At 76.3% G+C, this 25,636-nt stretch carries 25 protein-coding genes; 13 read left to right on the plus strand and 12 right to left on the minus strand.

Features of this window, described 5'->3' with window-relative positions:
• Positions 1-15: 15 nt before the first annotated feature.
• Positions 16-639, minus strand: coding sequence for a superoxide dismutase (locus ACRYR9_RS04390; RefSeq protein ID WP_432492835.1), 624 nt, complete (start codon positions 637-639; stop codon positions 16-18).
• A 198-nt stretch (positions 640-837) separates the two neighbouring features.
• On the opposite strand from ACRYR9_RS04390, the gene ACRYR9_RS04395 reads away from it, so the two are divergent.
• The 4 genes from ACRYR9_RS04395 to ACRYR9_RS04410 all read left to right on the plus strand — a co-directional run bounded on the left by ACRYR9_RS04395 (position 838) and on the right by ACRYR9_RS04410 (position 6,091).
• Positions 838-1,575, plus strand: a complete 738-nt coding sequence (locus ACRYR9_RS04395) for an HAD family hydrolase (protein ID WP_432492833.1) — start codon at positions 838-840, stop codon at positions 1,573-1,575.
• Between the two features lie 114 nt (positions 1,576-1,689).
• Positions 1,690-2,073 (plus strand): cold-shock protein, encoded by a 384-nt coding sequence (locus ACRYR9_RS04400; protein WP_432492831.1) that lies wholly within the window; start codon positions 1,690-1,692, stop codon positions 2,071-2,073.
• A 2-nt stretch (positions 2,074-2,075) separates the two neighbouring features.
• The gene (locus ACRYR9_RS04405) at positions 2,076-2,894 is read left to right on the plus strand and encodes a DUF3027 domain-containing protein (RefSeq protein ID WP_432492829.1); all 819 of its coding nucleotides are present in this window, start codon (positions 2,076-2,078) and stop codon (positions 2,892-2,894) included.
• Positions 2,895-2,911: 17 nt separating this feature from the next.
• Positions 2,912-6,091, plus strand: coding sequence for a sacsin N-terminal ATP-binding-like domain-containing protein (locus ACRYR9_RS04410; RefSeq protein ID WP_432492827.1), 3,180 nt, complete (start codon positions 2,912-2,914; stop codon positions 6,089-6,091).
• A 43-nt stretch (positions 6,092-6,134) separates the two neighbouring features.
• Here ACRYR9_RS04410 and ACRYR9_RS04415 read toward each other — a convergent pair whose 3' ends face one another.
• Together ACRYR9_RS04415 and ACRYR9_RS04420 are read right to left on the minus strand one after the other, a co-directional pair.
• Positions 6,135-6,644 carry a cell wall-binding repeat-containing protein gene (locus ACRYR9_RS04415; RefSeq protein WP_432492825.1) on the minus strand — a complete coding sequence of 170 codons (510 nt, stop codon included), beginning with the start codon at positions 6,642-6,644 and terminating at the stop codon, positions 6,135-6,137.
• Between the two features lie 107 nt (positions 6,645-6,751).
• Complete coding sequence (locus ACRYR9_RS04420) at positions 6,752-7,054, minus strand: DUF2530 domain-containing protein (RefSeq protein WP_432492823.1); 303 nt, start codon at positions 7,052-7,054, stop codon at positions 6,752-6,754.
• 118 nt (positions 7,055-7,172) lie between these two features.
• Between ACRYR9_RS04420 and ACRYR9_RS04425 the strand changes: the two genes are divergently transcribed.
• On the plus strand, positions 7,173-7,886 hold the full coding sequence (locus tag ACRYR9_RS04425) for an SDR family NAD(P)-dependent oxidoreductase (RefSeq protein ID WP_432492933.1): 714 nt from the start codon (positions 7,173-7,175) through the stop codon (positions 7,884-7,886).
• A 28-nt stretch (positions 7,887-7,914) separates the two neighbouring features.
• Here the strand turns inward: ACRYR9_RS04425 and ACRYR9_RS04430 are convergent, their stop codons facing one another.
• Complete coding sequence (locus ACRYR9_RS04430; protein ID WP_432492821.1) at positions 7,915-10,044, minus strand: putative bifunctional diguanylate cyclase/phosphodiesterase; 2,130 nt, start codon at positions 10,042-10,044, stop codon at positions 7,915-7,917.
• 149 nt (positions 10,045-10,193) lie between these two features.
• Between ACRYR9_RS04430 and ACRYR9_RS04435 the strand changes: the two genes are divergently transcribed.
• The 4 genes from ACRYR9_RS04435 (at position 10,194) to ACRYR9_RS04450 (ending at position 15,870) form a co-directional block, all read left to right on the plus strand.
• The gene (locus ACRYR9_RS04435; protein ID WP_432492819.1) at positions 10,194-10,676 is read left to right on the plus strand and encodes a MarR family winged helix-turn-helix transcriptional regulator; all 483 of its coding nucleotides are present in this window, start codon (positions 10,194-10,196) and stop codon (positions 10,674-10,676) included.
• Complete coding sequence (locus ACRYR9_RS04440) at positions 10,673-11,971, plus strand: MFS transporter (RefSeq protein WP_432492817.1); 1,299 nt, start codon at positions 10,673-10,675, stop codon at positions 11,969-11,971. Before ACRYR9_RS04435 ends, ACRYR9_RS04440 begins: the two co-directional genes overlap by 4 nt.
• 67 nt (positions 11,972-12,038) lie before the next feature.
• Positions 12,039-14,579 (plus strand): bifunctional lysylphosphatidylglycerol flippase/synthetase MprF, encoded by a 2,541-nt coding sequence (gene mprF / locus ACRYR9_RS04445; RefSeq protein ID WP_432492815.1) that lies wholly within the window; start codon positions 12,039-12,041, stop codon positions 14,577-14,579.
• A 103-nt stretch (positions 14,580-14,682) separates the two neighbouring features.
• Positions 14,683-15,870, plus strand: a complete 1,188-nt coding sequence (locus ACRYR9_RS04450; protein ID WP_432492931.1) for a class I SAM-dependent methyltransferase — start codon at positions 14,683-14,685, stop codon at positions 15,868-15,870.
• Here ACRYR9_RS04450 and ACRYR9_RS04455 read toward each other — a convergent pair.
• Together ACRYR9_RS04455 and serC are read right to left on the minus strand one after the other, a co-directional pair.
• The gene (locus ACRYR9_RS04455) at positions 15,855-16,154 is read right to left on the minus strand and encodes a DUF1540 domain-containing protein (protein WP_432492813.1); all 300 of its coding nucleotides are present in this window, start codon (positions 16,152-16,154) and stop codon (positions 15,855-15,857) included. The genes ACRYR9_RS04450 and ACRYR9_RS04455 overlap by 16 nt on opposite strands.
• Positions 16,155-16,263: 109 nt before the next feature.
• The gene (gene serC, locus ACRYR9_RS04460; protein WP_432492811.1) at positions 16,264-17,412 is read right to left on the minus strand and encodes a phosphoserine transaminase; all 1,149 of its coding nucleotides are present in this window, start codon (positions 17,410-17,412) and stop codon (positions 16,264-16,266) included.
• Positions 17,413-17,506: 94 nt separating this feature from the next.
• On the opposite strand from serC, the gene ACRYR9_RS04465 reads away from it, so the two are divergent.
• Positions 17,507-17,929, plus strand: a complete 423-nt coding sequence (locus ACRYR9_RS04465; protein ID WP_432492809.1) for a DUF1810 domain-containing protein — start codon at positions 17,507-17,509, stop codon at positions 17,927-17,929.
• Positions 17,930-17,953: 24 nt separating this feature from the next.
• Here ACRYR9_RS04465 and ACRYR9_RS04470 read toward each other — a convergent pair whose 3' ends face one another.
• The 6 genes from ACRYR9_RS04470 to ACRYR9_RS04495 form a co-directional block, all read right to left on the minus strand.
• Positions 17,954-19,120, minus strand: a complete 1,167-nt coding sequence (locus ACRYR9_RS04470; RefSeq protein WP_432492807.1) for a serine hydrolase domain-containing protein — start codon at positions 19,118-19,120, stop codon at positions 17,954-17,956.
• A 132-nt stretch (positions 19,121-19,252) separates the two neighbouring features.
• Positions 19,253-20,068 carry a sugar phosphate isomerase/epimerase family protein gene (locus ACRYR9_RS04475; RefSeq protein WP_432492805.1) on the minus strand — a complete coding sequence of 272 codons (816 nt, stop codon included), beginning with the start codon at positions 20,066-20,068 and terminating at the stop codon, positions 19,253-19,255.
• 152 nt (positions 20,069-20,220) lie between these two features.
• Positions 20,221-20,364 carry a hypothetical protein gene (locus tag ACRYR9_RS04480; protein WP_432492803.1) on the minus strand — a complete coding sequence of 48 codons (144 nt, stop codon included), beginning with the start codon at positions 20,362-20,364 and terminating at the stop codon, positions 20,221-20,223.
• A 60-nt stretch (positions 20,365-20,424) separates the two neighbouring features.
• Positions 20,425-21,594: a zinc-dependent alcohol dehydrogenase gene (locus ACRYR9_RS04485; protein ID WP_432492801.1), complete on the minus strand. Its 1,170-nt coding sequence runs from the start codon at positions 21,592-21,594 to the stop codon at positions 20,425-20,427.
• Positions 21,594-22,112, minus strand: coding sequence for a hypothetical protein (locus tag ACRYR9_RS04490; protein WP_432492799.1), 519 nt, complete (start codon positions 22,110-22,112; stop codon positions 21,594-21,596). Before ACRYR9_RS04490 ends, ACRYR9_RS04485 begins: the two co-directional genes overlap by 1 nt.
• Positions 22,113-22,176: 64 nt before the next feature.
• Complete coding sequence (locus ACRYR9_RS04495; protein WP_432492797.1) at positions 22,177-22,764, minus strand: TetR/AcrR family transcriptional regulator; 588 nt, start codon at positions 22,762-22,764, stop codon at positions 22,177-22,179.
• Between the two features lie 72 nt (positions 22,765-22,836).
• On the opposite strand from ACRYR9_RS04495, the gene ACRYR9_RS04500 reads away from it, so the two are divergent.
• The 3 genes from ACRYR9_RS04500 (at position 22,837) to ACRYR9_RS04510 (ending at position 25,597) form a co-directional block, all read left to right on the plus strand.
• On the plus strand, positions 22,837-23,400 hold the full coding sequence (locus tag ACRYR9_RS04500) for a hypothetical protein (RefSeq protein ID WP_432492795.1): 564 nt from the start codon (positions 22,837-22,839) through the stop codon (positions 23,398-23,400).
• Positions 23,401-23,405: 5 nt separating this feature from the next.
• Positions 23,406-24,080 (plus strand): pyridoxamine 5'-phosphate oxidase, encoded by a 675-nt coding sequence (gene pdxH, locus ACRYR9_RS04505; protein WP_432492793.1) that lies wholly within the window; start codon positions 23,406-23,408, stop codon positions 24,078-24,080.
• Positions 24,081-24,271: 191 nt separating this feature from the next.
• Positions 24,272-25,597, plus strand: a complete 1,326-nt coding sequence (locus ACRYR9_RS04510) for an extracellular solute-binding protein (protein WP_432492791.1) — start codon at positions 24,272-24,274, stop codon at positions 25,595-25,597.
• The last annotated feature ends 39 nt before the right edge of the window (positions 25,598-25,636 follow it).

Here is a 25,636-nt window from a genome sequence, read left to right on the forward strand (position 1 = left end):
GTCACGGGACGGTGGTCACGGGACGATGAGACCGGCCGTCTGCGAGCGCGCGCGCTCGAAGCGCTGGGCGGCGTCGGCCCAGTTCACGACGTTCCACCACGCCTTGACGTAGTCGGCGCGGACGTTCTTGTAGTCCAGGTAGTAGGCGTGCTCCCACACGTCCAGCAGCACGATCGGCACCAGGCCGAGCGCGATGTTGCCCTGCTGGTCGTAGAGCTGGACGTTGATGAGCTTCTGGCCCACCGAGTCCCACGCCAGGATCGCCCAGCCCGAGCCCTGCACGCCCGCGGCGACGGCCGCGAAGTGCGCGCGGAACTTGTCGAAGGAGCCGAACTGCTCGTCGATGGCGGCGGCCAGCTCGCCGGTCGGCTTGTCGCCGCCGTCCGGGGACAGGTTCGGCCAGAACGCCGAGTGGTTGACGTGCCCGCCCAGGTTGAAGGCCAGGTTCTTCTCGTGCAGGTTCACGGTGGCCAGGTCGTCGGCGTCGCGCGCCGCGGCCAGCTTCTCCAGGGCCGTGTTGGCGCCCGTCACGTACGCCTGGTGGTGCTTGTCGTGGTGCAGTTCCATGATCGTGCCCGAGATGTGGGGCTCGAGCGCGGAGTAGTCGTACGGAAGGTCCGGCAGCGCGTAGTCAGCCATGTCGTCTCGTCGTCTCCTCGTCCATCACCAGGGTTCTCGCGCGGAGCGGACGGCGCCCGACGGGAGCCGGGCGGCTGGGCGCCCGCGCGCTCGACCTTCGCGCAGCCTCCCGGGCCGCGCAACCGGCCACCGGCAGCATCCCACCTGGTGATCACCGCGTCCGGGCGGGGTGTCGGCGGCGCCTGGCAGGGTGGGCCCGTGACCTCCTCGGCCGCCACCGGCTCCCGCGCACCCGCCCCCCGGCCCGCGGGCGTGCCCGTGGTCGGGTTCGACCTCGACATGACGCTGGTGGACTCCAGCGAGGGCATCACCGCCACGCTGCGGGCGGTGCTGGGCGAGGTCGGCGTGCGCGTGACCGCCGAGGACACCCGGCCGTACGCGGGCGTGCCGCTGGAGCTCATCGTCGCGGGCCTGGCCCCGGGCACCTCCCCGGAGGGCGTCGCCGCGCTCGCCGCGCGCTACAAGGAGCTGTACCCCTCGCTGGGCGTGCCCGGCGTGCAGGCCTACCCGGGGGCGGCGGCCGCCCTGGCCGCGCCCGCCGCGCACGGCGGGCGCAGCGTCGTCGTCAGCGCGAAGCACGCCCCGAACGTGCACCGGGTGCTGGCCCGCGCCGGCCTGGACGGCGCGGTGCGCCCCGAGGACGTCGCCGGGGACCTGTTCGCCGAGCAGAAGGGCGTGCGCCTGGCCGAGGTCGGCGCCACGGCCTACGTGGGCGACCACCCCGGCGACGTGCGCGCCGCCCGCGTCGCCGGCGCCGTCGCCGTGGGCGTGACCACGGGCGCCCACGACGCCGCCGCGCTGCGCGGCGCCGGCGCCGACGTCGTCCTGGACGGGCTGGAGGACTTCCCCGCCTGGGTCGCCGCGCACGCCGCCGACCTGGCCGGCGCCGCCGTGCGCCCGGCCGGGCGGGAGGGCACCGCCCCCGGATCCCGTTAACCTGGGTACCGGTCGACGCGCCCCCGCCCGGGGCCGCGCGACGGCCCGCAGACACCCGACGCTCCCCGGGCCGCGGCCGCAGGCCGCGCCCACCGCTCACACGAGAAGGTTCCCGTGCCGACTGGCAAGGTCAAGTGGTTCGACGCCGACAAGGGGTTCGGCTTCCTCGCCGCCGAGGACGGCGGCGAGGTGTTCGTGCACGCCTCGGCGCTGCCGGCGGGCGCCACGACGCTGTCCAAGGGCGCCCGCGTGGAGTTCGGCGTGGTGCAGGGCGAGCGCGGCACGCAGGCGCTGTCCGTGCGCCTGCTGGAGCCCGTGCACTCCGTGGCGCGCGCCACCCGCAAGAAGCCCGAGGACATGGTCGTCATCGTGGAGGACCTCATCAAGCTCCTCGACGGCGTCTCCGCATCGCTGCGCCGGGGCCGCTACCCCGAGAAGGGCGGGGCCCGCAAGGTCGCCACCGTCCTGCGCGCCGTCGCCGACGACCTCGAGGTCTGAGGGTGGCCGAGAGCACCGCGGCCCGCCCGCGCCGCGCCCGCAAGCCCGTCCTGGACGCGGCGACGGCCGGTGCCGTCGACCTGGCCCGCGCGGCCGCCGAGGAGGTCGCCGACGCGGGCACCGTCGGCGAGCACCTGGAGGCCGTCGCCGAGGGCGACCGGGTCGTCAGCCACGCCTTCGCGTGCCTGCTGCCGGGGTACCGGGGGTGGCGGTGGACGGTGACGCTGACGCGCGCCTCCCGCGCCCGCAACGTCACCGTCAGCGAGGTGTGCCTGCTGCCCGGCGACGAGGCGCTGCGCCCGCCGCAGTGGCTGCCGTGGGCCGAGCGCATCGCCCCCGGTGACGTGGGCCCGCGCGACACGCTGCCGCGCAAGGCGGACGACCCGCTGCTGGAGCAGGGCTACGAGGCCGTCGGCGACGACGAGGCCGACGCGCTGGCGCTGTGGGAGCTGGGCCTGGGCCGCGAGCGGGTCCTGTCGGCGCAGGGCCGCGACGAGGCCGCGACGCGCTGGTACGACGGCGACCGCGGCCCGCGCACCGAGATCGCCGAGAACGCCGCCGCCCCGTGCTCCACGTGCGGGTTCTACCTGCTGCTGGCCGGTTCGCTGCGGCAGGTGTTCGGGGTGTGCGCCAACGAGTGGTCCCCCGAGGACGGCCGCGTCGTCAGCGCCGACCACGGCTGCGGCGCGCACAGCGAGACCGACGTGGAGGCCGAGCCGGAGGCCGCACCGCCCGCACCGCTGGTGGACGACCTCGCCGTCGACGAGCTGGACCTCGTGGGCACCGCCGACGACGCGGGCGACGCGGACCCGGCGTCCTGAACCGTCCCGCGGCCGCGGTGGACCCCGACCCCTTCGGCACCGCGCGGCTGCGCGGGCGGGTCCTGCAGGCGTGGGCGGCCTCGCCCGCGCGGCTGCGCGAGGACGCCAACGCCGAGGAGGACGCCGCCCTCGGCGCCTACCGCGACCGGCTGGTGGTGGAGCTGGCGCAGAACGCCGCCGACGCCGCGGCGGCCGCCGGGGTGGGCGGCCGGCTGCTGCTGCGCCTGAGCGAGGACCCCGGCGGCGGGCCGGGGCGGCTGCTGGCCGCCAACACCGGCGCCCCGCTGGACGCCGCGGGCGTGCAGGGCCTGGCGACGCTGCGCGCCTCCGCCAAGCGCGGCGCCGGCGCCGAGGTGGTGGGCCGTTTCGGCGTGGGCTTCTCCGCGGTGCTGGCCGTCACCGACGCCCCCGCGGTCGCCTCCACCACCGGCGCGGTGCGCTTCTCCCGCGAGGACAGCGCCGCCCTGGTGCGCGAGGTCGCGCACGGCCCGGGCGGTGAGGGGCTGCGCGCGGAGGTGGAGCGGCGCGGCGGGCACGTGCCCGTGCTGCGGCTGCCGTTCCCCGCCGACGCCGCACCCCCGGCCGGTTACGACACCGCCGTGGACCTGCCGCTGCGCGACGCGGCGGCGCGCGAGCTGGTGCGGGAGCTGCTGGCCGGCACCGGGGACGTGCTGCTGCTGGCGCTGCCCGCCCTGGACGAGGTGGTCGTGCAGGTCCCCGGCGAGCCGGATCGGGTGCTGCGCGACGTCGCCGAGCGGTGGCGGGTGCTGCGCCGCGCCGGCCGGCACGAGGCGGCGGCGCTGACGGGCCGGGGCGTGGAGGAGCGCGAGCGGCCCGCCTGGCACCTGGCGTGGGCGCTGCCGCGCACCGGGTCCGCGGCACCGGCCGTGCCGGGCGTGCTGTGCGCCCCCACCCCCACCGACGAGGACCTGCCGTGGCCGGCGCTGCTGGTGGCGACCCTGCCGCTGGGCCCGGACCGGCGCCGGGTGGTGCCCGGGCCCGCCGCCGACGCCGTGCTGGACGCCGCCGCGCAGGGGTACTGCGACCTGCTCGTGCAGGTGGCCGCCGACGGCGGCGACGCCACCGCCCTGCTGCCGCACGGGGTGGCCGCCGGGCGGCTGGACGCCGAGCTGCGCGAGCGGGTGCTGCTGCGCGCCCGCGACGCCCCGCTGCTGCCCGCCGTGGAGGCGGTGCCGGAGGGTGCGGGTGAGCCGGGTGGCGAGGGCGCGGGCCGGCTGCTGCTGCGGCCGTCGTCGGCGATCGCGCTGCGCGGCGCCGGGGCCGACGACCCGGTGCTGCTGGCCGCGCTGGCCCCGTCCCTGGCGGGCCTGGTGGCGGCGCCGCGCGCCGTGGACCGCCTGCTCACCGAGCTGGGCGTGGTGCGCGTCGGCCTGGCCGACGCGCTGGAGCTGCTGCCCGGCACCGGCCCGCCCGCGGCCGCGCGCGAGCTGTTCGCGGCGCTGCTGCCGCTGGCGGCCGACGCCTCGGCGCGCGAGGCGGTGTCCGGGCTGCCGGTGCCGCTGCTGGACGGGCGCACGGTGCACGGCGCCCGCGGCGTCGTCGTCCTGGACGCCGCGGCGGCGGGCGCCCTGGACCCCGGCGCCGCCCGGCTGCTGGCCGGGTACGGCCTGCGGGTGGCGCACCCGGACGCCGCGGCCGGTGCGGCCGGTGAGCTGCTGGTGCGGCTGGGCGCGCGGGAGGGCGGCGCGTGGGCGCTGCTCACCGACCCGGCGCTGGCGGCGGCCGCCGCGGGCTCCCCCGACGCCGAGGACCCCGACGCCGTCGCGGACGCGGTGCTGGCCGTGGTGGAGGCCGCGGTGACCGGCCCGGACGGCCCGGACGGCGGCGACGGCGCCGTCGACGAGGACGCCGTGGCCCGGGTGGCGCGCGACGTGCCGGTGCTGCGCGACCTCGCGCTGCGCGACGCCGACGGGGAGCTGGCACCCGCCGGCGCCCTGGTGCTGCCCGGCACGCTCGCGGCGCGCGCCCTGGACCCGGCGGCGGTCGCCGAGGTGGACCCCGAGCTGCTGGAGGCGTGGGGGCCGGGGGTGCTGCGGGCCGCCGGGGTGCTGGCCGGGCTGGTCGCCGTGCCGGTGAGCGCCCTGGACCTCGGCGACCCGCAGGAGGTCGGCGACGCGGTGGAGCGCGGGGTCGCCGGCCTGGACGAGTACGTGCAGGAGGTGTGGGGCGACGTGCTGGACGCCGCCGCCGACGGGCCCGACGACGACACCGGTCCCGCTGGGCCGGGCAGCGCGTGGGGCACCGTCGTGGAGGACGCCTGGGCGGTGCCCGACCTGGACCTGGTGACCGGGTGGTGGCCGGACGTGCTGGGCGCGCTGAGCGCCGACCCGGTGGGGGCGGCCGCCCTGACCCGGCCGTGGGCGGTGGGCGGTCGCCGCCGGCCGGGGCCCGCGGCCTGGTGGCTGCGCACCCGCGGGCCGCTGCCGCCGGTCAGCCGCGCCCCCGGGAACGCCGCGCCGCGGTGGCTGCCGGCCGCACCGCGGTGGGTGCAGGAGCTGCCGGCGCCGGTGCGCGCGGCACTGGGGGTGCTGGAGGACCTGTCCGGTGCCGGGGCGCACGACGTGGCGGGCCTGCTGGCGGCGGCGGCCACCGACCCGGCCGCGGTGCCGGTGGCGGACCTGCTGCGGGTGTGGGCGCTGCTGGCCGCCCACGCCGGCGACCTGCCCCCGCAGCAGCCACGGGTGCTGGCGGCCCTGGACCCCGCGGGACGGGCCGTGCGTGCCCGCGCCGGCGACGTGGTGGTCGCCGACGACCCCGGCTGGGCGCAGCGCACCGACCTGGGCCCGCGCCTGCTGGTGCCGGCCCGGTGCGCCACGGCGGTGGCGGACCTGCTGGACGTGGACCTGGCCTCCGACCGCGCCGACGGCGTGGTCGAGGAGTCCGGGGACGGCGACGTGCGACCGGTGCCGGCGGAGGTGGCGGTGCTGCTGCCGGGCTGCCCGCCGTCGTGGCGGGCGGTGCGGCGGCTGCACGTGGACGGGCACGAGGTGGCGTTCTGGGTGGAGCCGACGGACGGGCCGGGCTCGGCGACCGTGCGGGCGACGGGCACCAGCGCCGCGGCCGCGGGCCTCGCGCTGGCGGCGGGCCGCTGGGCGCTGCGCCGGGCGGTGGCCGAGCTGCTGACCGCGGACTCCGGGCAGCGGGCCCGCCTGCTGGCGGAGGAGCTGCCCGGCTAGCCGTGCTGCCGGCGCACCCGCGGCGGCGGTACCCCGCCGGGGTTCACTCCAGGGGGGCCTCCACGAACCCCTCGGTGGCGGCCGTGACGCGCGCGGCGGTGGCCCAGCGGTCGTCGCCGTCCAGCCGCACCACCGTGTCCGCGCCCAGGAGCGCGTCGATCTCCTCGACGACCCGCTCGGAGACGGCGCCCGGCCCGCCGATGACGTACACCAGGCCCGGGTCGCGCTCGCGCAGCTGGTCGGCGGTGGCCGCCGGCAGGGCGTCTGCGGCGGTCAGCAGGACCCCGGTGTCGAGCACGGAGGCCAGGGGGCCGGCGGCCAGGGCGTCGACGGAGTGCGCGTCCTCCCCGGACGCGACGACCGAGGCGCGGGTGAGCTCGGGGGGAGCCGGGGTGGCGGCGGAGGACGCGGTCGCGGCGGCGGCCCCGGCGACCGCCAGCGCCGCGGCGGTGGCCGCTGCAGCCCGCCGCCGGTGCGCGGCCGGGCCGCGGAGCACGGCGCGCGCGGTGCTGCCGGTGCGCTGCTCGGGGTGCTGCTCGGAGTGGTGTCGCACGGGGGTGCCTCCTCGTCCTGCGGCGCGGGGCCGGTCCCCGCTGCTGCGGGTAGGACGTGGGAGCGCCGCGTCGCGTTGCACGCCGGGGCCCGGCACGCCCGGGCGGGTCAGGGGCCGGGGTGCTCGTGCGGCCGCGGGTCGCCGGACCCGGCCGGCCCCCGCTGGTGCCGGGGAGCGGCGCGGCGCTCGCGCCGGTGCACGTACCCGAGGCCGACCAGGCCGAGCACGATGCCGGCGGTGCAGGAGCCCAGCCAGCGCCCCTCCCCCGTCGCCCGCACCTCCGGCACCACGAGCGCGACGACGAGCAGCACCCCCCACACGGCCAGGCCGACGAGCACGGCGCGGCGGTCGTCGGTGCGCAGCGGCGGCGGCGGGGGCTTGGCCCGGGAGGGCGGCAGGTACAGCGGCACGCCCCCAGTGTGCGCGACGGGCACCTCTGGTGGGATGGGCCCCGTGCCCCAGCAGACGCCCGCCCCCGCCTCGCCCGCGACCGTGCTCACCGACCCGTCCCCGCGCCGGCGCACCGCGCTGGTGACCGGTGCCAGCAGCGGCATCGGCGCCGCGACGGTGCGGGCCCTGGCCGCGGCGGGGTTCGACACCGTGGCGGCGGCCCGCCGGGTGGAGCGCTGCGAGGAGCTGGCCCGGGAGGTCGGCGGCCGGGCCCTCGCGCTGGACGTCACCGACGACGCCTCGGTGGCGGCGCTGGCGGCGGCGGTGCCGGAGGTGGACGTCGTGGTGCACTCCGCCGGCGGCGCCCTGGGCACCGACAGGGTCGAGGACGGCGACGTCGAGGGCTGGCGGCGCATGTACGACACGAACGTGCTGGGCGTGCTGCGCGTGCACAAGGCGCTGCTGCCGGCGCTGCGCCGCGGCGGCGACGGGCACGTCGTGGTGCTGGGGTCCATCGCCGGTTTCGAGACCTACCCGGGCGGCGGCGGGTACACGGCCGTCAAGCACGCGGTCAACGCGCTGTGCCGCACGGTGCGCCAGGAGATGGTGGGCGAGCCGGTGCGGGTCACGGAGATCGCCCCCGGCATGGTGGAGACGGAGTTCTCCCTGGTGCGCCTGGGCGACGCGGAGGCGGCGGCGAGGGTCTACGAGGGGCTGACGCCGCTGAGCGCGCAGGACGTCGCAGAGGTGATCGCCTTCGCGGTCACGCGGCCGCCGCACGTCGACCTGGACCGGGTCGTGGTGCGCCCGGTGCAGCAGGCCGACGCCGCGCACGTGCACCGGCGCCGCTGAAGCGCACCCGGCTCGCGGCGGCGGGGGGTCAGCGCCCCGGGTGCAGCAGCCCGGCGGCCACCGGCCGCCCGAACAGCCAGCCCTGGGCGCGGTCGCATCCCATCTCGCGCAGCAGCGTCGCCTGTTCGCGGGTCTCCACGCCCTCGGCGGTGACGACCATGCCGTGGGCGTGCGCCAGGGCGATGAGGGCCCGCACGACGGCCGCGGCGCGCTCGGAGGTGCCCAGCGGCCGCACGAAGCTCATGTCGATCTTCAGGAAGCTCAGCGGGAAGCGGTCCAGGTAGGACAGCGAGGAGTAGCCCGTCCCGAAGTCGTCCAGGCCGACGCGGGCGCCGACGCTGCGCAGCTCGCCGAGGCTGGCGCGGGTGGAGCTGGACAGGTCGATGAGGGTGCGCTCGGTGACCTCGCAGAGCAGGCTGGAGCCGGCGGCGCCGGTGCTCTCCACGCTGTGCGCCAGGCGGTGCGCGAAGGAGGGGTGCTCCAGGGTCTTGCCGGAGACGTTGAACGAGACCTGCAGGCCCTCGCCGTCCTGGCGCCACTGGCGCAGCTGGCGCAGCACCTCCCCCAGCACCCAGGTGTCGACGTCCACGATGAGGCCGGTGTCCTCGGCGGTGTCGACGAACGCCTTGGGCTCGAGCAGCCCCTCCACGGGGTCCTGCAGGCGCACGAGGGCCTCGGCGGCCACGAGCCGCTCGTCGCGCAGGTCGACGATGGGCTGCCACACCACGCGCAGGCCGTCGGTGCGCAGGGCGCGGCGGACCTTGTGCTCGGCCTCCCGGCGCGCCTGGGCGTCCTCGCGCATGGCCGCGTCGTAGACGGCCACGCGGTCGCGCCCGGCGTCCTTGGCGCGGTACAGCGCCATGTCGGCGCTGCGGAAGAGGTCGTCGGCGGTGCCGTCGTGGCCGACGGCGACGCCGGCGCTGGAGGTGCACACGAACGGCTCGGGCAGGCCGGGCAGCAGGACGGGGGCGCGCAGGCGCCGCAGGATGTTGCGGGCCATGGTGGCGGCGGCATCGGGGCGGTCCACGCCGGGCACCATGAGGACGAACTCGTCGCCCCCCAGGCGCGCCAGGGTCGAGCCGGCGGGGGCGGTCTGCTGCAGGCGGGCGGCGATCTGGCACAGCAGCGCGTCGCCGATCTGGTGCCCGAGGGTGTCGTTGACGAGCTTGAAGCGGTCCAGGTCCAGCAGGACGAGCGCGACCGCGCTGGTGGGGGTGGCGCCCGCCAGGGCCTCGCCGAGCCGGACGTCCAGCACGGCCCGGTTGGCCAGCCCCGTCAGGGAGTCGCACTGGGCCAGCCGCACCAGCTCCCCCGTGGAGCGGTCCCCGGCGGCGAGGTCGAGCACGAGGCCCTGGACGACACCGGCACCCCCGGCGCCGCCGGTGCCCAGGGGCACGCTGGCACCCAGGAGGGTGCGCTCGGTGCCGTCGGCGGCGGTCACCCGGAACGGGTACGGCACGGGCGCCCCCACGCGGGCGGCGGGGTCCTGGGCCCCCGCGAAGGGACCCCGGTCGTCGGGGTGGACGCGCTCGCGCCAGGTGGCCAGGTCGGGGTCGGGGTCGTCGGGACCCATCCCCAGCACGGCGCGCAGCCGGTCGTCCAGGGTGAGGCGGCCCGTGGCGGGGTCCCACGACCAGGAGCCGAGCCCGGCCAGGCGCACGGCGCCGGACAGCAGCTTCTGCACACCGGCCAGCTCGGCGGTGGCCCGCTCGGCGTCGCGGGCGGCCCGCAGGGCGCGCCAGGCGGCTCCGGCGGCGGCGGCGAGCAGTTCCGGGGGGGCGTGGTCGGGCGCGGGTGCTCCCCACACGGCCAGCCGGGGCGCGCCCGGGTCGCCGGGCAGGAGCTCCAGGACGGCCGAGGGCGTGGCGCGGGCGAGGTCGGCGGCGGTGGTGCGCCGGCCGGGCAGCAGGACCACCTCGCCGCGGGCGGCGAGGACCTCCATCTCGCGGTGGCGGGAGCGCGCGACGGGTTCCAGCAGCAGGGCGCGGGTGCAGCCGGCCTGTCGGACCTCGTCGACGAGCTGCTCGGCGAGGGCGCCGGGGTCGGTGCAGCCGGCGAGGCGGCGCTGGGCCTGCAGGACGGCGGTGACGTCCAGCCGGGGCCCCTGGCCCGGCACGGACCCGTCCCGCAGGACCGAGGTCGTCGGAGAACCCCTCACGCGTCAGCTCCCGTCGTCGAGCAGGCAGCCCGGCCTGACACCCGCTCACCTCCCTCGACTGTAACGCTTCGTAGAGCACCGAGGTACTCATCGTCACAAAAGATTCGTTGCTGTTGGTAATTAACATGGCTAAGGAGTAACGTGCCGGTGTGACCAGCACCACCCCCGAGCCGCCCGCCGCCCCCGGCGAGGGCGGCGCACCCGCCGACGAGGCTCGCGTGGACCGGCTCGCCGTCGACCTGCGCGTCGCCCTGCTGCGCACCGCGCGCCGGCTGCGCTCGCAGAAGAGCGTCGAGGACCTGACCGACGGGCAGTTCTCCGTCCTCGCCCACCTGCACGTCCACGGCCCGCGCACCCCCGGCGAGCTCGCCGAGGCCGAGCACGTGCGCCCGCCCTCGATGACGCGCACCGTCACCGCGCTGGCCGCCGCCGGTTACGTCGAGCGCACCGGCCACCCCGACGACGGGCGCCAGGTGCTCGTCTTCCCCACCGCCGCCGGCCGCGCCGCGGTCGAGGAGACCCGCGCGCGCCGCTCCGCGTGGCTGCGCGAGCGCCTGGCCCGCCTGGACGACGGCGAGCGCGCCACCCTGGAGAGCGCGGCCCGCCTGCTGCGCGCGGTGGTCGAGGAGTGAACCGGACCTTCCGCTCGCTGCGGCACCGCGACTACCGCCTGTGGGCCACCGGCGCCGTCGTCAGCAACACCGGCACGTGGATGCAGCGCGTGGCGCAGGACTGGCTGGTCATCCAGGTCCTGACGAACGGCTCCGGCACCGCCGGCGGCATCACCACCGGCCTGCAGTTCGGCCCGATCCTGCTGCTGGCTCCCGTGGCCGGCTGGGTCGCCGACCGCTTCCCGCAGCGGCGCACCCTGATGGCCACGCAGGCGGCGATGATGGTCCTGGGGCTGGCGATGGCGGCGCTCGTGCTGTCCGGGTTCGTCCAGCTGTGGCACGTCTACGTCCTGGCCACGCTGCTGGGCTGCGTCTCGGCGCTCGACGGGCCCGTGCGCCAGACCTTCGTGGGCCAGCTCGTGCCGCCGGAGGACCTGCCCAACGCCATCGGGCTGAACTCCGCCTCGTTCAACTCCGCCCGCCTCATCGGCCCCGGGCTGGCCGGCCTGCTGATCGCGGCGTTCGGCACCGGGCCGGTGTTCCTGATCAACGCGCTGTCGTTCCTCGGCCCGCTGACCACCCTGCACCTGATGCGCCCGGCCGAGCCGGTGCGCCGCGAGCGCCCCGCGAAGGGCACGGGCGGGATGCGCGAGGGCCTGCGGTACGTGCGCGCCCGCCCGGACCTGCTGGCGATCTTCGCCCTCGTGGGCGTCGTGGGGACGTTCGGGCTGAACTTCCAGCTGACCTCCGCGCTCATCACGAGCGTGAAGTTCGGCCGGGACGCGGCCGCGTTCGGGGTGGCCGGCACCGTGCTGGCCGTCGGCTCGCTGCTGGGTGCGCTCATCGCCGCGCGCCGCGAGCGGCCCCGCTGGCGGCTGGTGATCGGTGCCGCGGTGGCGTTCGCGGTGACCGCCTCGGTGTCGGCGGTGATGCCGAACTACTGGCTGTACCTGGTGGTCCTGCCGTTCCTGGGGTTGTCGTCGCTGACGCTGCTGACGGCGGCCAACGCGACGGTGCAGATGAGCACCGAGCCGCGCATCCGTGGCCGGGTGATGGCGCTGTACATGTCGCTGGTGCAGGGCGGCACCGTCGTCGGGGGCCCCTTCGTGGGCTGGGTCGGCACCCGGTTCGGGGCGGAGTGGTCGGTGCTGGTGGGCTCGATCCCCTCGGGGCTGGTGGCGGTGGCCGTGGGGTTCGTGGTGCTGAGGCGCGCCAGGGTCCGGCTGAGGTACTCCTTCCGCACCACCCCGCACCTGCGGGTGGTCCCGGTGCGCTCCCCCGACGGCGGTGACGAGTGCGACGTCGCCGCGGCGTAGCCGGGGCCGGGGCCCAGGCGCGGGGCCCCGCTTCAAGGACGAGCGCCGGACTGCCGACTCCTGACCGGTGAGCTCCTCGTCCAGGCGGTCGACCTCCCCGGCGCGCCACCTGCTCGCCCCCCTCCTCGTGGCGGGGCTGCTCGCCGCGGCCGCGGTGCTGCTGCACCGGACCTTCCGCCACCACTCCTGGGCGGAACTGGGTGGCGACCTGCTGGCGCTCGGTCCGGGCACCGCGCTCGCCGCCCTCGGCGCGACGGCGGTCTCCTACCTGGCGATGACCGGCTACGACGCGCTGGCGCTGCGCTACGTCGGGCACCCGCTGCCCTACCGCCGCTACGGCCTCGCGTCGTTCGTCGCCACCGCCTTCGGCAACAACCTGGGCGCCTCCGCGGTGGTGGGGGCGGCGCTGCGCGCCCGCGTCTACTCCAGCTGGCGGGTCCCCGGGTCCGCCATCACCCGGATCGTCGGCTTCAACCTGGTCACCCTGGTGCTGGGAGCCGCGGTCCTGGCCGGCGGCGGGATGCTGCACGACCCGCTCAAGGCCGGCCGGGCGCTGCACCTGCACGGTGCCGCCGTCCTGGTCCTCGGGTCGCTGCTGCTGGTGTCGGTGGCCGGCTACCTCCTCTGGGCCTGCGCCGGGCGTCCGATCGGCTGGCGCGGCCGGCGCGTCGACCGGCCCTCGCCCGGCCTGGCGGTGGCTCAGGTCGTGCTGTCCACGTTCGAGTGGCTGACCATGGCCGCGGCCCTGCACGTCCTGCTGCCCGCCGAGGACAGGCTCCCGTTCCTGGCGTTCGCCGTCGCCTTCTCGATCGCGACCGTCGCCGGGCTGGTCAGCGGCGTGCCCGGTGGGCTGGGCGTCTTCGAGACGGCGCTGGTGGTGCTGATCGGGCCGACGACCTCGCCCGCGGGGCTCGCGGTGGCCCTGGTGGCCTACCGGCTCTGCTACTTCGTGCTGCCGCTGCTCCTGGCGACCGTGCTCCTCGTCGTGCACGAGGCCCGCCGGGGCGTGACGGCGCCGGGCCCGGCGCGCACCGCCGCGGCGGGGGCGCCCCCCGCGCGCATCTCCTCCGTGCTCACGCCCTCCGTGCTCGCCCTGAGCGTCGCGGGCACCGGCGTGTTCATGCTCATGGTGGGTGACCTGCCGGGCCCTCGGGCCCTGGACGTGTCGGCCGTCACCATCAGCCTCGCCGGGTTGTCCGCCCTGCTCACGGCCCGGGGACTGCACCGGCGGCTGAGGCGCGCCTGGGCGGGCACCCTCGCGCTCCTGGCCGGCGTCACGGCGATCGCCGCCGCCCACGGCGACCTGGTGCTGTCCGCGGTGACCGCCGTGCTCGCGCTCCTCCTGGTGCCGACCCGCTCGGCGTTCTACCGCGGCCCCCTCTTCGCCCGGCCGCGGAACCCCGCCTGGCCGATCACCGCGACCGTGCTGGTCGGGGCCGCCGTCTGGTGGCACGAGTTCGGCGGTGCCGGCGGCGCGGTCGACGCCCCGCTGCTGGTGGCGTCGTTCTCCGGCGACACGCCGGGAGCGGACCGGCTCGTGATGGCTGCGGGCGCCGTCGGCGTCCTCATCGGCGGGCGCCGGATCCTCACCTCGGCGGCCCCCGACCCGCAGGCCGCGTGCGAGCAGGTGATGGCCCGGGTGAGCGCCGTCGTCGCCCGGTGGGGGCGCTGCACCTCGCACCTGGCCTTCACCGGTGACAAGCGCTTCCACTTCAGCCCCGGCGGCACGGCCTTCCTGATGTACCAGGTCGAGGGGCGCAGCTGGGTGGTCATGGGGGACCCGGTCGGCGACCCCGCCGAGTTCCGGGGACTGGTCCGCGGCTTCGTCGAGGAGGTCGACCGGCACGGCGGCCGGCCGGTCTTCTACAACGTGCTCCCCGACCACGCCGACCTGTACCGCGAGTGCGGGCTGAGCCTGGCCAAGCTCGGCGAGGAGGCCGTGGTCCCGCTCGCGGAGTTCACCCTGGCCGGCAGGGCCAGGACGAACCTGCGCACCTGCCGCAACAAGTCGCAGCGCCTGGGCCTGAGCGTCGAGTTCGTCGCGCCGGAGGACGTCGCGCCGCTGCTGCCCGCCCTGCGCGAGGTGTCCGACGCCTGGCTCGCCCAGCGCAACGGCAAGGAGAAGCGGTTCTCCCTGGGCGCCTTCGACGAGGAGTACGTCTCCCGCTTCCCGCTGGTCGTGGTGCGCCAGGAGGAGCGGATCACCGCCTTCGCGACCCTGTGGGTCGGCGGGGACGGCCGGGAGGTGCAGGTCGACCTGATGCGCCGCCTGCCCGACGGGCCGAACACCGTGATGACCTTCCTGTTCGTCGAGTGCATCCTGTGGGCCGGGGAGAACGGCTTCTCGTCGTTCAGCCTGGGGGTGGCGCCCCTGTCGGGGCTGCGGAGCGGCGCCGCCGCCTCCTCCTGGGACCGGGTCGGGCACCTGCTGTGGAGCCGCGGGGAGCGGTTCTACAACTTCAGGGGCCTGCGGACGTTCAAGCAGGGCTTCACCCCCCGGTGGCGCACCCGCTACGTGGCCACCCCCGGTGGCCTGGCCCTGCCGAACGCCGTGGTGGACGTGGCGACGCTGATCGGTGGCGGGATCCGCGGGGTCGTCCGGGGCTGACCCGGCACCGGGGCGCTCGGGAGCACCCTGCCGGCGGGCGGAGAATGCTCCGGTGCCGACCACCGACCTCGCCACCGCCCTGTCCGACGTGCGCGCACTGCTGATGGACGAGCAGAACCTCGTGCGGGCGGTGGCGGCGGGCCGTCGGCGCGGGGTGGAGCCGCCCGAGCACGAGCGGGTGGAGGTGCGCCCCGTGGCGCTGCGGTCCGGCGCGCACCTGCAGGTCCTCTTCCGCAGCGGCCCGGTGGTCAGCACCCGCAACGTGCCCGCCGGCGAGGCCGCCGGCGCGGTGGACGACCTGCTGGCCCTGCCGTACGGCAACTGGCACGTGGAGACCGCGACGGAGACGCTGCAGCTGCGGGTGACGAAGAAGGGCGAGGCGCAGGTGCACCGCGCCGCGCGCGCCGGCACCGCCCCGGCGGGACCGCAGGCGCACGACCGCGCCAAGCAGCGCCTGGTGGACCCCGACGACCCGGTGTTCCGGGTGCTGGGCGCCGGTGGGGACAAGCGCCGGCAGGTGGAGGCGTTCGTGCGGCAGCTGGCGCCGCTGGCCCCGGCGGTGCTGGAGCAGGCCGGCCCGGTGGTGCGGGCGGTGGACCTGGGCTGCGGCAACGCGTACCTGACGTTCGCGGCGCACCGCTGGCTGTCCGCGCAGGCCGGCGAGCGCGAGAAGGAGCTGCGCACCGTCGGCGTCGACGTGCGCGAGGACGTCCTGGACAACAGCCGGCGCGCGGCGGGCGAGGCGGGCCTGGCGGGGCTGGGTTTCGCGCGCGGCAGCATCGCCGAGGCCGAGCCCTTCCCCGCGGGCGAGCGCCCGGACGTGGTGCTGGCGCTGCACGCCTGCGACACCGCGACCGACGAGGCGCTGGCGCGGGCCGTGCGCTGGGGTGCGCCGCTGGTGCTGGCGGCGCCGTGCTGCCACCGGGACGTGCAGCGGCAGATCGTCGCCGCCGGGGAGCGCGGGCCGGTGGTGCGCCACGCGATCCTGCGCGAGCGGTTCGCCGACGTGCTCACCGACGCGCTGCGCGCGCTGGTGCTGCAGCTGCTGGGCTACCGGGTGGAGGTGGTGGAGTTCATCGACTCCGCCCACACGCCGCGCAACGCGATGCTGCGCGCGGTGCGGACGGGGGCCGCACCGCGCGCGGAGCACCTGGCGGAGTTCGACGGGCTGTGCCGCGAGTGGGGCGTGCAGCCCGCCCTGGCCGCCGAGCTGGCGGCGGAGCTGGACGCGGTGCGCTCAGCCCTCGCCGGCCGGCCGGCGGGCGACCGGGACGCTCAGGCCGCGCTGTAGGTGAGGCACTTCGTCTCGCCGGAGTCGGCGGTGCCGACGTCGATGGCGGACGCGGTGCAGGTCAGGTCCGAGTTGTGCGTGCAGTCCGCCAGCTGGCAGGCGCCGACGTGCCCCTCGGGGGCCGTCTTGTGCTTGGTGGGCAGGCCCAGGAAGGTCCCGCAGTGGTTCGCCCCGTGGTCACCGACGGTGATGGTGGGGGCGTGGCAGCTCACGTCCGCGTTGAAGGTGCACCCGCTGACGGAGCACTGGTGGATGGGGGTCAGGTCCAGGTTCACGGTCGCCATGCCTTCGACCATAACGGCGGAATGCCTTCCCCGCCACGAAGGAACGCCTTTCCTACGCCTTTCAGGGAATGCATAGGTAAGGCATTCCTTCACCCGAAGAAAAGGAAGGTCAGGCTCTCCTGATCCGCTCGGCGACGTGGTCCACGCACGCGGTCAGCGCCCGCGCGTCCTCGGGCTCCACGGCCGGGAACAGCCCGATGCGCAACTGGTTGCGGCCCAGGCTGCGGTAGGGGAAGACGTCGACGATCCCGTTGCGGCGCAGGACGTCCTGCACCCGGGCGCTGTCGACGGCGGGGTCGAGGTCGATGGTGGCGACGACGGCGCTGCGGGCGGCGGGGTCGGCGACGAAGGGGGCGGCCCACTCCCGCTCGGCGGCCCAGCCGTAGACGATCGCGGCCGATTCCGCGGTGCGCTGCGCGGCCCAGGTGAGCCCCCCGTTCCCCAGCAGCCACTCCACCTGCTCGGCCAGCATCACCAGCGTCGCCACCGCGGGGGTGTTGTACGTCTGGTCCTTGCGGGAGTTCTCCACCGCGGTGCGCAGGTCCAGCGACGGCGGCACCCACCGGCCGCTCGCGCCCAGCTCCTCGGTGCGCGCCAGCGCGGCCGGGGACAGCAGCGCGATCCACAGCCCGCCGTCGGAGGCGAACGACTTCTGCGGCGCGAAGTAGTAGGCGTCGGTCTGCGAGACGTCCACGGCCAGGCCCCCGGCGCCGGAGGTGGCGTCCACCAGCACCAGCGGCCCGCCGTCGGCCGGGGCGGGCCCGGCCGGGCGCCGCACGGGGGCCATGACGCCGGTGGAGGTCTCGTTGTGCGGCCAGGCCACGGCGTCGACGCCGTCGGCGACCTCCCCCAGCGGCGGCAGCGTGCCGGGCTCACCGCGCACCACGACCGGTTCGGCCAGGAACGGGGCCCCGGCGGTGACGGCGGCGAACTTCGAGGAGAACTCCCCCAGCACCAGGTGCTGGGAGCGCTCGCGCACCAGGCACAGCGCCGCGACGTCCCAGAAGGCGGTGCTGCCGCCGTTGCCGAGGACCACCTCGTAGCCGTCCGGCAGGGAGAACAGCTGCGCCAGGCCCTCGCGCACGCGCCGCACCAGGGACTTCACCGGTTCCTGGCGGTGGGAGGTGCCCAGCACGGTGCGCCCGGCGCGCAGCAGCGCCTCCACCTGCTCGGGGCGCACCTTGCTGGGACCGGAGCCGAAGCGCCCGTCGGCGGGCAGCAGCTCGGCGGGGATGCGGATCTCGGGCGCGTCGCTCACCCCCCGATCCTCCCGCACCGGCGCGGGTGGCCCCGCCCGGGAGGTGCGCGGCGCCCGGGAGGTGCACGAGGCCCAGCCGGTGCAGGGTGGAGGGGTGGACGACCCCTTCGACCTGCAGCGCTTCACCGACGCCCAGGAGGGCACCTACGAGCGGGCCCTGGCCGAGATCGGCGCCGGGCGCAAGACCTCCCACTGGATGTGGTGGGTCTTCCCGCAGGTCGCCGGGCTGGGCCGCAGCGAGACGTCGCGGCGGTACGCGGTCTCCGGGCTGCCCGAGGCGCAGGCGTACCTGGCGCACCCGGTGCTGGGGCAGCGGCTGCGCGAGTGCGCGCGGGTGCTGCTGGACCTGCCGGGCGAGGACCCGGTGGCGGTGTTCGGCGAGACGGACGCGGCGAAGCTGCGCTCGTCGATGACGCTGTTCGCGGCCACCGACCCGGAGGAGCCGACGTTCGACGCGGTGCTGGAGAAGTTCTTCGGCGGCGAGCGCGACGGGCTGACGGAGGACCGGCTCGGCTGAGGCCGGCCCTCCGCCCTCACCGGCTCAGTCGCAGAACGCCCCGGCGATCAGTTCGACCTGGCCGCGGAACTCACCGGGGTCGGGGGCGGTGGTGAGCGAGACCACGAGGCGCCGGTCGGTGTCCTCGGTGCTCAGCGCGGTGCTGAGGTAGCCGGGGATGCCGCCGTCGTGGCCGTAGACGGTCGTGACGCTCGTCCCGCACTGCAGCGGCGCCACCGTCAGCCCCAGGCCGTACGCCGGGGAGACCTGCGTGGTGCGCTTCATCTCCGCCAGCAGCTCCGGCGGCAGGAGCTCGCCGTCCAGCAGGGCGTCGAGGAACCGGTCCAGGTCCGCCGTGGTGGAGACCAGCTCCCCCGCGGCCCCGGCGACCGAGGGGTTCAGGCGGGTGACGTTGACGACCTGCCCGTCGATGCGCGCGTAGCCGTGGGCGTGCGGCGGGGGCAGGCTCACCCGGTCGCCGGGCAGCGACGTGGAGCGCAGGCGCAGCGGCTGCAGGACGCGCTCCTCGACGGCGCGGGCGTACGGCTCACCGGTGAGCGCCTCGACGAGCTCCCCCAGCACCAGGTAGCCGGTGTTGGAGTAGTTCCAGGCGGTGCCGGGCTCGAAGTCCAGCGGGCGGGCGGTGGCCAGGGCGATGAGGTCCCGGGCCTCGTGGTGCTGGTAGCGGACCTGCTCGTAGGCGCCGGGCGTGGGCACGGCCGACGGGTCGGAGGGGATCAGCTCGGTGTAGTTCGCCAGGCCGCTGGTGTGCTGCAGCAGCATCCGCACCGTGATCCGGTCCCCGTCCGGCAGCAGCCCGGGCAGGTGCCGCGACACCGGGTCCTCGAGCCCGACGCGGCCCTCGGCGACGAGCTGGAGCACCACCGTGGCGACGAACGTCTTGGTGATGCTGCCGGCGCGGAACCTGCCGTCGCGCGGCACGGGGGTGCGGCGGTCGTGGTGGGCGCTGCCGCTGGTCAGGACGGCCTGCCGGCGACCGTCGGTGATGCGCGCCTGGACGGCCTGCGCGCCGGTGGCGGTGAGGGCGTCCAGCGCCTCCTGGGCCGCGCGGCGGTCGACGCCCTCGCGCGCGGGCGCGGCGGGCGGTGCCGCGGCGGCGCCGATCGCGGGGGCGGTGAGCAGCGTCGCGCACGCGAGCACCGCGGCTGCGCGGCGCCGGTGGCGGGTGCGGGGGCGGGAGGTCGTCGTCATCGTGGTGCCTCTCCTGTGAGCCGGCTGAGGACACGAACACTCCCGCACCGGCCCTGCCGGTGACCACCCCCCGAGGTCTCGCGGAGAACGGCTGGTGATCACCCGGAAGTCGTACCCCGGGCCGATCTCAGCTCAGACGAACTCCTCGAACCGCTTGCGCACCAGGCGCAGGACGTCGTCGGGGTCCTCGGCCCACCAGCGCGAGGAGAGGATCTCCACCTCGACGGGCCCGTCGAAACCGGTGGCCGCGACCTGCGCGGACAGCTTCGGCAGGTCCATGAGGCCGTCGCCCATGATGCCGCGGTCCAGCAGCAGGTCGGAGGTGCCGGGCAGCCAGTCGGAGACGTGGTAGCCGAAGACCTTGCCGGTGGCGCGCTGCAGCTGCTGCTCCAGGGCCGGGTCCCACCAGACGTGGTACGCGTCGACGATCACGCCGAGGTGGCCGGGGTGGGCGGGTTCCAGCTCCTCGACGAGGTCGAGGGCCTGGCCGATCGAGACCACGACGGAGCGGACGCTGATCATCATGGGGTGCAGCGGCTCGATCGCCAGGCGCACCCCGGCGGCGGCGGCGTGCGGCAGCAGCGCCGCGATGCCGTCGCGCACGCGGGTGCGGGCGCCGGGCAGGTCCTTGTCGACCAGCGGCCCGCAGACGAGGACGAGGGTGTCGGCGCCGAGCTCGGCGGCCTCCTCCACCGCCCGGCGGTTGTCGTCCAGGACGGCGGCGGGGTCGGCGGCCGGGTCGGTGAACATGCCGCCGCGGCACACGGAGCTGACGCGCAGGCCCGCCTCGCGCACCAGCTTCGCGGCGCGCGGCAGCCCGGCGGCGGCGATCTTGTCCCGCCACAGGGCGACGGCGCCGATCTCGTGGCGCTCGCACCCGGCGACGGCCTGTTCCAGGGACCAGGAGTTGACGGTGATCTGGTTGAGGCTGAGGCGACGGGTGTCCACGGGCTCGCTCCTTCGCGGGCTGGAATACGCTTTCCATCGAGCCTGCCACAACGGTCCCGCAGCGGTCAACGCCTCGCCCCCCACGGCCCCGCACGCACGACGCCCCCGGCCTGCGGGGCCGGGGGCGTGCGGGGTGCTGCGGGCGCTCGGCGTCAGGAGCCGCCGGGCTCCTGGCCGTCGCCCTCGTCGGCCTGCTCGGCCTCCTCGGCGAAGCCGGTGTCGTTGCCGTAACCGGGTTCGGTGGGCGACTCGGCCGCCTCCGCGCTGCCGGGTTCCTGGCTGGGCTGGGTGGTCATGGCGTTCCTCTCGCTCGGGGTCGTCGGGTGTCGTCGAGTGTCGTCGACGGACCCGGTGGGTCAGGGGCGGAAGACCGCGCGCAGGCAGCCGTCCTGCTTCTCCTTGAACATCTCGTACCCGCGCACGGCGTCCTCCAGCGGCATCTCGTGCGTGGCGAGGAAGCTCGTGTCCAGCTCTCCGTCCGCGACGTGCTGCAGCAGGCGCGGCACGTACCGCTGGCCGTGCTGCTGCGCCGAGCGGATCGTCAGGCCCTTGTTCAGGACCACGCCCATCGGGAACTTGTCGGTCAGGCCGTACACGCCCAGCACCGCGACCACCCCGCCCTTGCGGCAGGCCAGGATCGCCTCGCGCAACGGGGTGGCGCGGTCGGTCTCCAGGCGCAGGGCCTGCTTGGCGCGGTCGTAGACCTCCTGGGCGCCGGTGCCGTGGCCCTCCATGCCGACCGCTTCGACGACCGCGTCGGGACCGCGCCCGCCGGTGCTCTCGCGCAGGGCCTCCTGGACGCTGTCGACCTCGGAGTAGTCGATCGTCTCGGCACCCAGGCGGGTGCGGGCGAGTTCCAGCCGCTCGGGCAGGCGGTCCACCACGACGACGCGCTCGGCGCCCAGCAGCTTCGCACCGGCGGCGGCCATGAGACCCACCGCGCCGGCGCCGAACACCGCCACGGTGTCCCCGGGGGTGATGTCGCAGAAGTCGGCGCCCATGAACCCGGTGGGGGCGGCGTCGGAGGTGAACAGCGCCTGCACGTCGCTGACGCCCTCGGGGACGGCGAAGCAGTTCACGTCGCCGAACGGAACCCGGATGAACTCCGCGTGGGAACCGGCGTAGCCACCGAAGGGGTGGGTGTACCCGTAGATGCCGCCGCTGGGGTACCCCAGGACCGGCTGCTGCAGCGGGGCGTTGGGGTTCGTGGTGTCGCACAGCGACCACATGTCGTGGCGGCAGTAGAAGCACTCGCCGCAACCGATGAACGAGGGCACCACGACGCGGTCGCCGACGCGCACCCGCCGGACCTCCGGGCCCACCTCCACGACGACGCCCATGAACTCGTGGCCGAACACGTCGCCGGCGCGCATCCCCGGCAGGTAGCCGTCGATGAAGTGCAGGTCGGAACCGCACGTGACGGTCAGGCTCACGTCCAGCAGGACGTCGTGCGGGTTCAGGACCTCGGGGTCGCGGACGTCCTCCACGGCCAGGTCGTTCACGCCGTTCCACACCAGCGCACGCATCAGCGCTCCTCCTCCCGGGCGGCGGGCTGCGGGCCCAGGGTGGGGATCTCCCCCGTCAGCAGCAGGGCCCGCAACCGGTACAGCAGCGTGAACGGCACCGCACCGACCCCGGCGCTCAGCTCCGGCGCGACCTCGCAGGTCACCTCGGTGCCCAGCTCGCGCGGCGCCGGGCGGGTGCCCACCCGCAGCAGGAACCCCTCCCCGCCCCGTTCACCCGGGCGGTGGAACTCCACGGCGTCCTGCCCGTCGGCGAGCTCGGCCTCCACGCTCGTGCCGCCGCCGGTGGTGAGCGAGAACGTCCAGCGACCGGCAGCGCCGGCCTCGGCGCGGCCGAGGTCCCCCATCAGCCGCGAGACCACCGCCGGGTCGCGCCAGGCGGCCAGCACCTCGCCGGCGGGCCGGGCGATCGTCAGGGTCTGGCGGGCCGGCTGCGCACCGGGCCGCTGGCCGGGCAGGACCTTGGCGGCGGCGCCCACGGCCGAGGCGACCACCTCACGTGCCTTCTGCGTCACGTCCACGGTCGGCCACGCTACGGCGAGGTCCCGGGGGCGGCACCTCGACGGCGGAACCCGGCCCGGGGAGTCAGCGCAGGGAGTCCAGGTGCGCGTCCAGGACGCGCTCGGCCCAGGCGGTGTCCTCGCCGGCGGGCCGGCGCAGCAGGTGCAGGGCCAGGCCGTCGACGAGGGCGTGCAGCCGGGGCGCCTCCAGGTCCGGGTCCAGCCCGGCGCGCGCCTCCCCCACCGCGCCCAGGGCAGCCAGCACCCCGCGGCAACCGGTGGCGAGCTCGGCGTGGGCGGCGTCGTAGCCGGGCCGCAGGTCGGCGTCGGTCAGCGCCAGGGCGCCGATGAGCACGAACACCTCCATCTCCAGTCGGCGCTCGGCGTCCAGGGGCAGCAGTTCGCGCAGCACCGCGCGGGCGGCCTCGCGCGGGGCCAGGCCCGCCACCGCGGCGGCGGCGCGCTCGCGGACGCGCCGGCCGGTGAGCTCCAGGCAGTAGGCCAGCAGGGCGTTCTGGGTGGGGAACGCGCGCCGCAGCGAGGCGGTGGCCAGCCCGGCCTCGGCGGCGACGGAGCGCACGGACACCGCGCGCACGCCGTCGCGCACGGCCACGCGCCAGGCGGCCTCGGCGATCTGGACCTCGCGGGCGGCGTGGTCGATGAGTTTCGGCACTCCCGGAGCGTACACAGTCGTGCTAATTTGTTGCTAACACACTCGTGCCAACAAAATCTCCGGGAGGTCGCCGTGCTCGCCCTCATCGCCGCCTGCGAGGTGGGTTTCTGGATCGCCGTCCTCGCCGGGCTCACCGCGCGCTACCTGCTGCGCGCCCCCCGGGCCGGCCTGGTCCTGCTGGCCCTGGCGCCCGCGCTCGACCTCGTCCTGCTCGCCGCCACCGCGGTGCACCTGCGCGGCGGCGCCGTCGCCACCTGGCACCACGGCCTGGCGGCCGTGTACATCGGGGTGTCCATCGCGTACGGGCACCGCCTCGTGCACTGGGCCGACGTGCGGTTCGCGCACCGCTTCGCCGGTGGGCCGGCCCCGGTGGAGCCCACCGGGCGGGCCTACGCGCGGGCGTGCTGGGCGGACGCGGCGCGAACCCTGCTCGCCGCCGGGATCGCCGCCGGGATCGTCCTGGGCCTCGTCGCCCTCGTGGACGCCCCCCGGCGCACCGAGGCGCTGCTCGGCGTGCTCCCGCTGCTCGGGGTGATCTGCGCCGTCGACCTGCTGTGGGCCGTCAGCTACACGGTGTGGCCGAAGCGCGAGCGCAGCGGCGCCCCGGGCCGCGGGGTCCCCACCGCCCTAGGGTGAGCCCCGTGGAGGATCCCGCCCGGCGCCGCGTCGACTACGGCGAACGCTCGTTCGGCGAGGACGACCTGGCCGCCCACCCCCTGGCCCAGTTCGAGCGCTGGTACTCCGCAGCCGTCGCCTCCGGCGAGCCGGAGCCCAACGCGATGACCCTGTCGACCAGCGGACCCGACGGGGTCTCCTCGCGCACCGTGCTGCTCAAGGGCGTCGACGGGCGCGGGTTCGTCTTCTACACCAACCAGCACTCGCGCAAGGCGCTGGCGATCGCCCACGACCCGCGGGTGGCGCTGCTGCTCGCGTGGCACGGCACCCACCGCCAGGTCGCGGTGCGCGGCACCGCGGAGGTGCTCCCGCGCGCCGAGACCGAGGCGTACTTCGCCTCGCGCCCGTACGGCTCGCGCATCGGCGCGTGGGCCAGCGAGCAGTCGCAGCCGATCGCCGCGGTCGCCGAGCTGCACGAGCGCGAGGCCGGGCTGCGCCGGCGATTCCCGGACACCGGCTCGGCCGGCGACGTGCCCGCCCCGCCGCACTGGGGCGGCTACCTCGTGCGCGCGCACGAGGTGGAGTTCTGGCAGGGCCGCACCTCGCGCCTGCACGACCGGCTCGTCCTGCTCAGCCGGGACGGCTCCCCCGCCGTCCTGGACGACCCGGCGGCCTGGCGCCTCGAGCGCCGCCAGCCCTGAGACCGCCCCCTCCGGGAACTTTCCGGTAACGGCGCGCCGGAACCCCTCCCGCGCGCCGCCCGCACCCGCTAGCGTCCCTGTGAGAGCGCTCGCACCACCTCGACGCCGAGGCGGTCGCGCGTTCCCGGACGGACCTGCACCCGCTTCCCCTCGCTGCCGCACCGCCGCGGCTCGACGGACTGGAGACCACCGTGGACCGCACCACCACCCGCCGATCCCTCCTCGCCGCCGCGCTGGGCGCACCGCTCGCGGCCACCGCGCTGACCGCCTGCGGCGGCTCCTCCGGGCCCGGCCAGGCCGCCGAGGGCGGCGCGAGCATCTGGTACCTGACGGGCGAGCCGAAGGAGAGCATCCGCGACGCCTACGTCGAGGCCTTCAACGAGACGTCCGAGGGCGACCTGGCCCACACCGCGTTCGAGAACGACGCGTACAAGTCGAAGATCCGCACCGCGGTCGGTGCGGACCAGGCACCCACCATCATCTACGGCTGGGGCGGCGGCGGCATGCGCGACTTCGCCCAGGCCGGGCAGATCGAGGACCTGACGGACTGGCTGGAGGAGAACCCCGAGGTCAAGGACCGCCTGCTCGACACCACCTGGCCCGCCGCGACCGTCGACGGCCGGATCTACGCGATGCCCAACGAGACGGTCCAGCCGGTCGTCCTCTTCTACAACAAGCGCCTCTTCGAGCAGGTCGGCGCGCAGCCCCCGCAGACCTGGGACGACCTGATGGCCCTGACGGGGACGTTCAACGCGGCGGGCATCGCGCCGATCTCGCTGGCCGGGCAGTCCCGGTGGACCACGATGATGTGGTTGGAGTTCCTCTTCGACCGCGTCGGCGGCCCCGAGGTGTTCCAGGCGATCTACGACGGCGAGCCGGAGGCCTGGTCCGACCCGGACGCGATCAAGGCGCTGACGATGGCGCAGGACCTGGTGCGCGCCGACGGTTTCATCACCGGCTTCAACTCCGTCGTCGCCGACCAGAACGCCGACCAGGCCCTGCTCTACACCGACAAGGCCGCCATGATGCTGCACGGCACGTGGACCTACGGGGCCATGAAGGCCGACGGCGGCGACTTCGTCACCGGCGGGCACCTGGGGTACATGAACTTTCCCACCGTCGCCGGCGGCAAGGGCGACCCCAGCAACTCCGTGGGCAACCCGGCGCAGTACTTCTACCTCTCCTCCTCCGCCACGGACGAGCAGAAGGAGCTGGCGAAGACGTTCTTCGCCGAGGGCCTGATGACCGACGAGGTCGTCACCGCGTTCATCACCGACGCCGGCGAGGTGCCCGTCGTCAAGGGCGTGGAGGACAAGCTCGGCCAGGCCGCCGACCCCGAGTGGATGCAGTTCGTCTACGGCACCGTCAGCGACGCCTCCTTCTTCGGCCAGTCCTGGGACCAGGCCCTGAGCCCCACCGCGGCCGAGGAGCTGCTGACGAACATCGAGCAGCTCTTCCAGCTCTCGATCACCCCGGAGGAGTTCGCCGCGAACATGAACGCCGTCCTGGGGCAGTGACGCCCCGTGGGCGCCCCCTCGGCGCGCCGGGAGGGCGCC

The sequence above is a fragment of the Kineococcus auxinigenes genome (genome assembly GCF_050871525.1).
Classification (GTDB): Bacteria; Actinomycetota; Actinomycetes; order Actinomycetales; family Kineococcaceae; genus Kineococcus.

Coding starts and splice junctions, on each gene's coding strand:
- ACRYR9_RS04450 (WP_432492931.1), top strand. CDS start 14,683: ATGGACGAGCAGAACCTCGTGCGGGCGGTGGCGGCGGGCCGTCGGCGC.
- ACRYR9_RS04470 (WP_432492807.1), bottom strand. CDS start 19,120: ATGACGACGACCTCCCGCCCCCGCACCCGCCACCGGCGCCGCGCAGCC.
- ACRYR9_RS04480 (WP_432492803.1), bottom strand. CDS start 20,364: ATGACCACCCAGCCCAGCCAGGAACCCGGCAGCGCGGAGGCGGCCGAG.
- ACRYR9_RS04485 (WP_432492801.1), bottom strand. CDS start 21,594: ATGCGTGCGCTGGTGTGGAACGGCGTGAACGACCTGGCCGTGGAGGAC.
- ACRYR9_RS04390 (WP_432492835.1), bottom strand. CDS start 639: ATGGCTGACTACGCGCTGCCGGACCTTCCGTACGACTACTCCGCGCTC.
- ACRYR9_RS04455 (WP_432492813.1), bottom strand. CDS start 16,154: ATGGCGACCGTGAACCTGGACCTGACCCCCATCCACCAGTGCTCCGTC.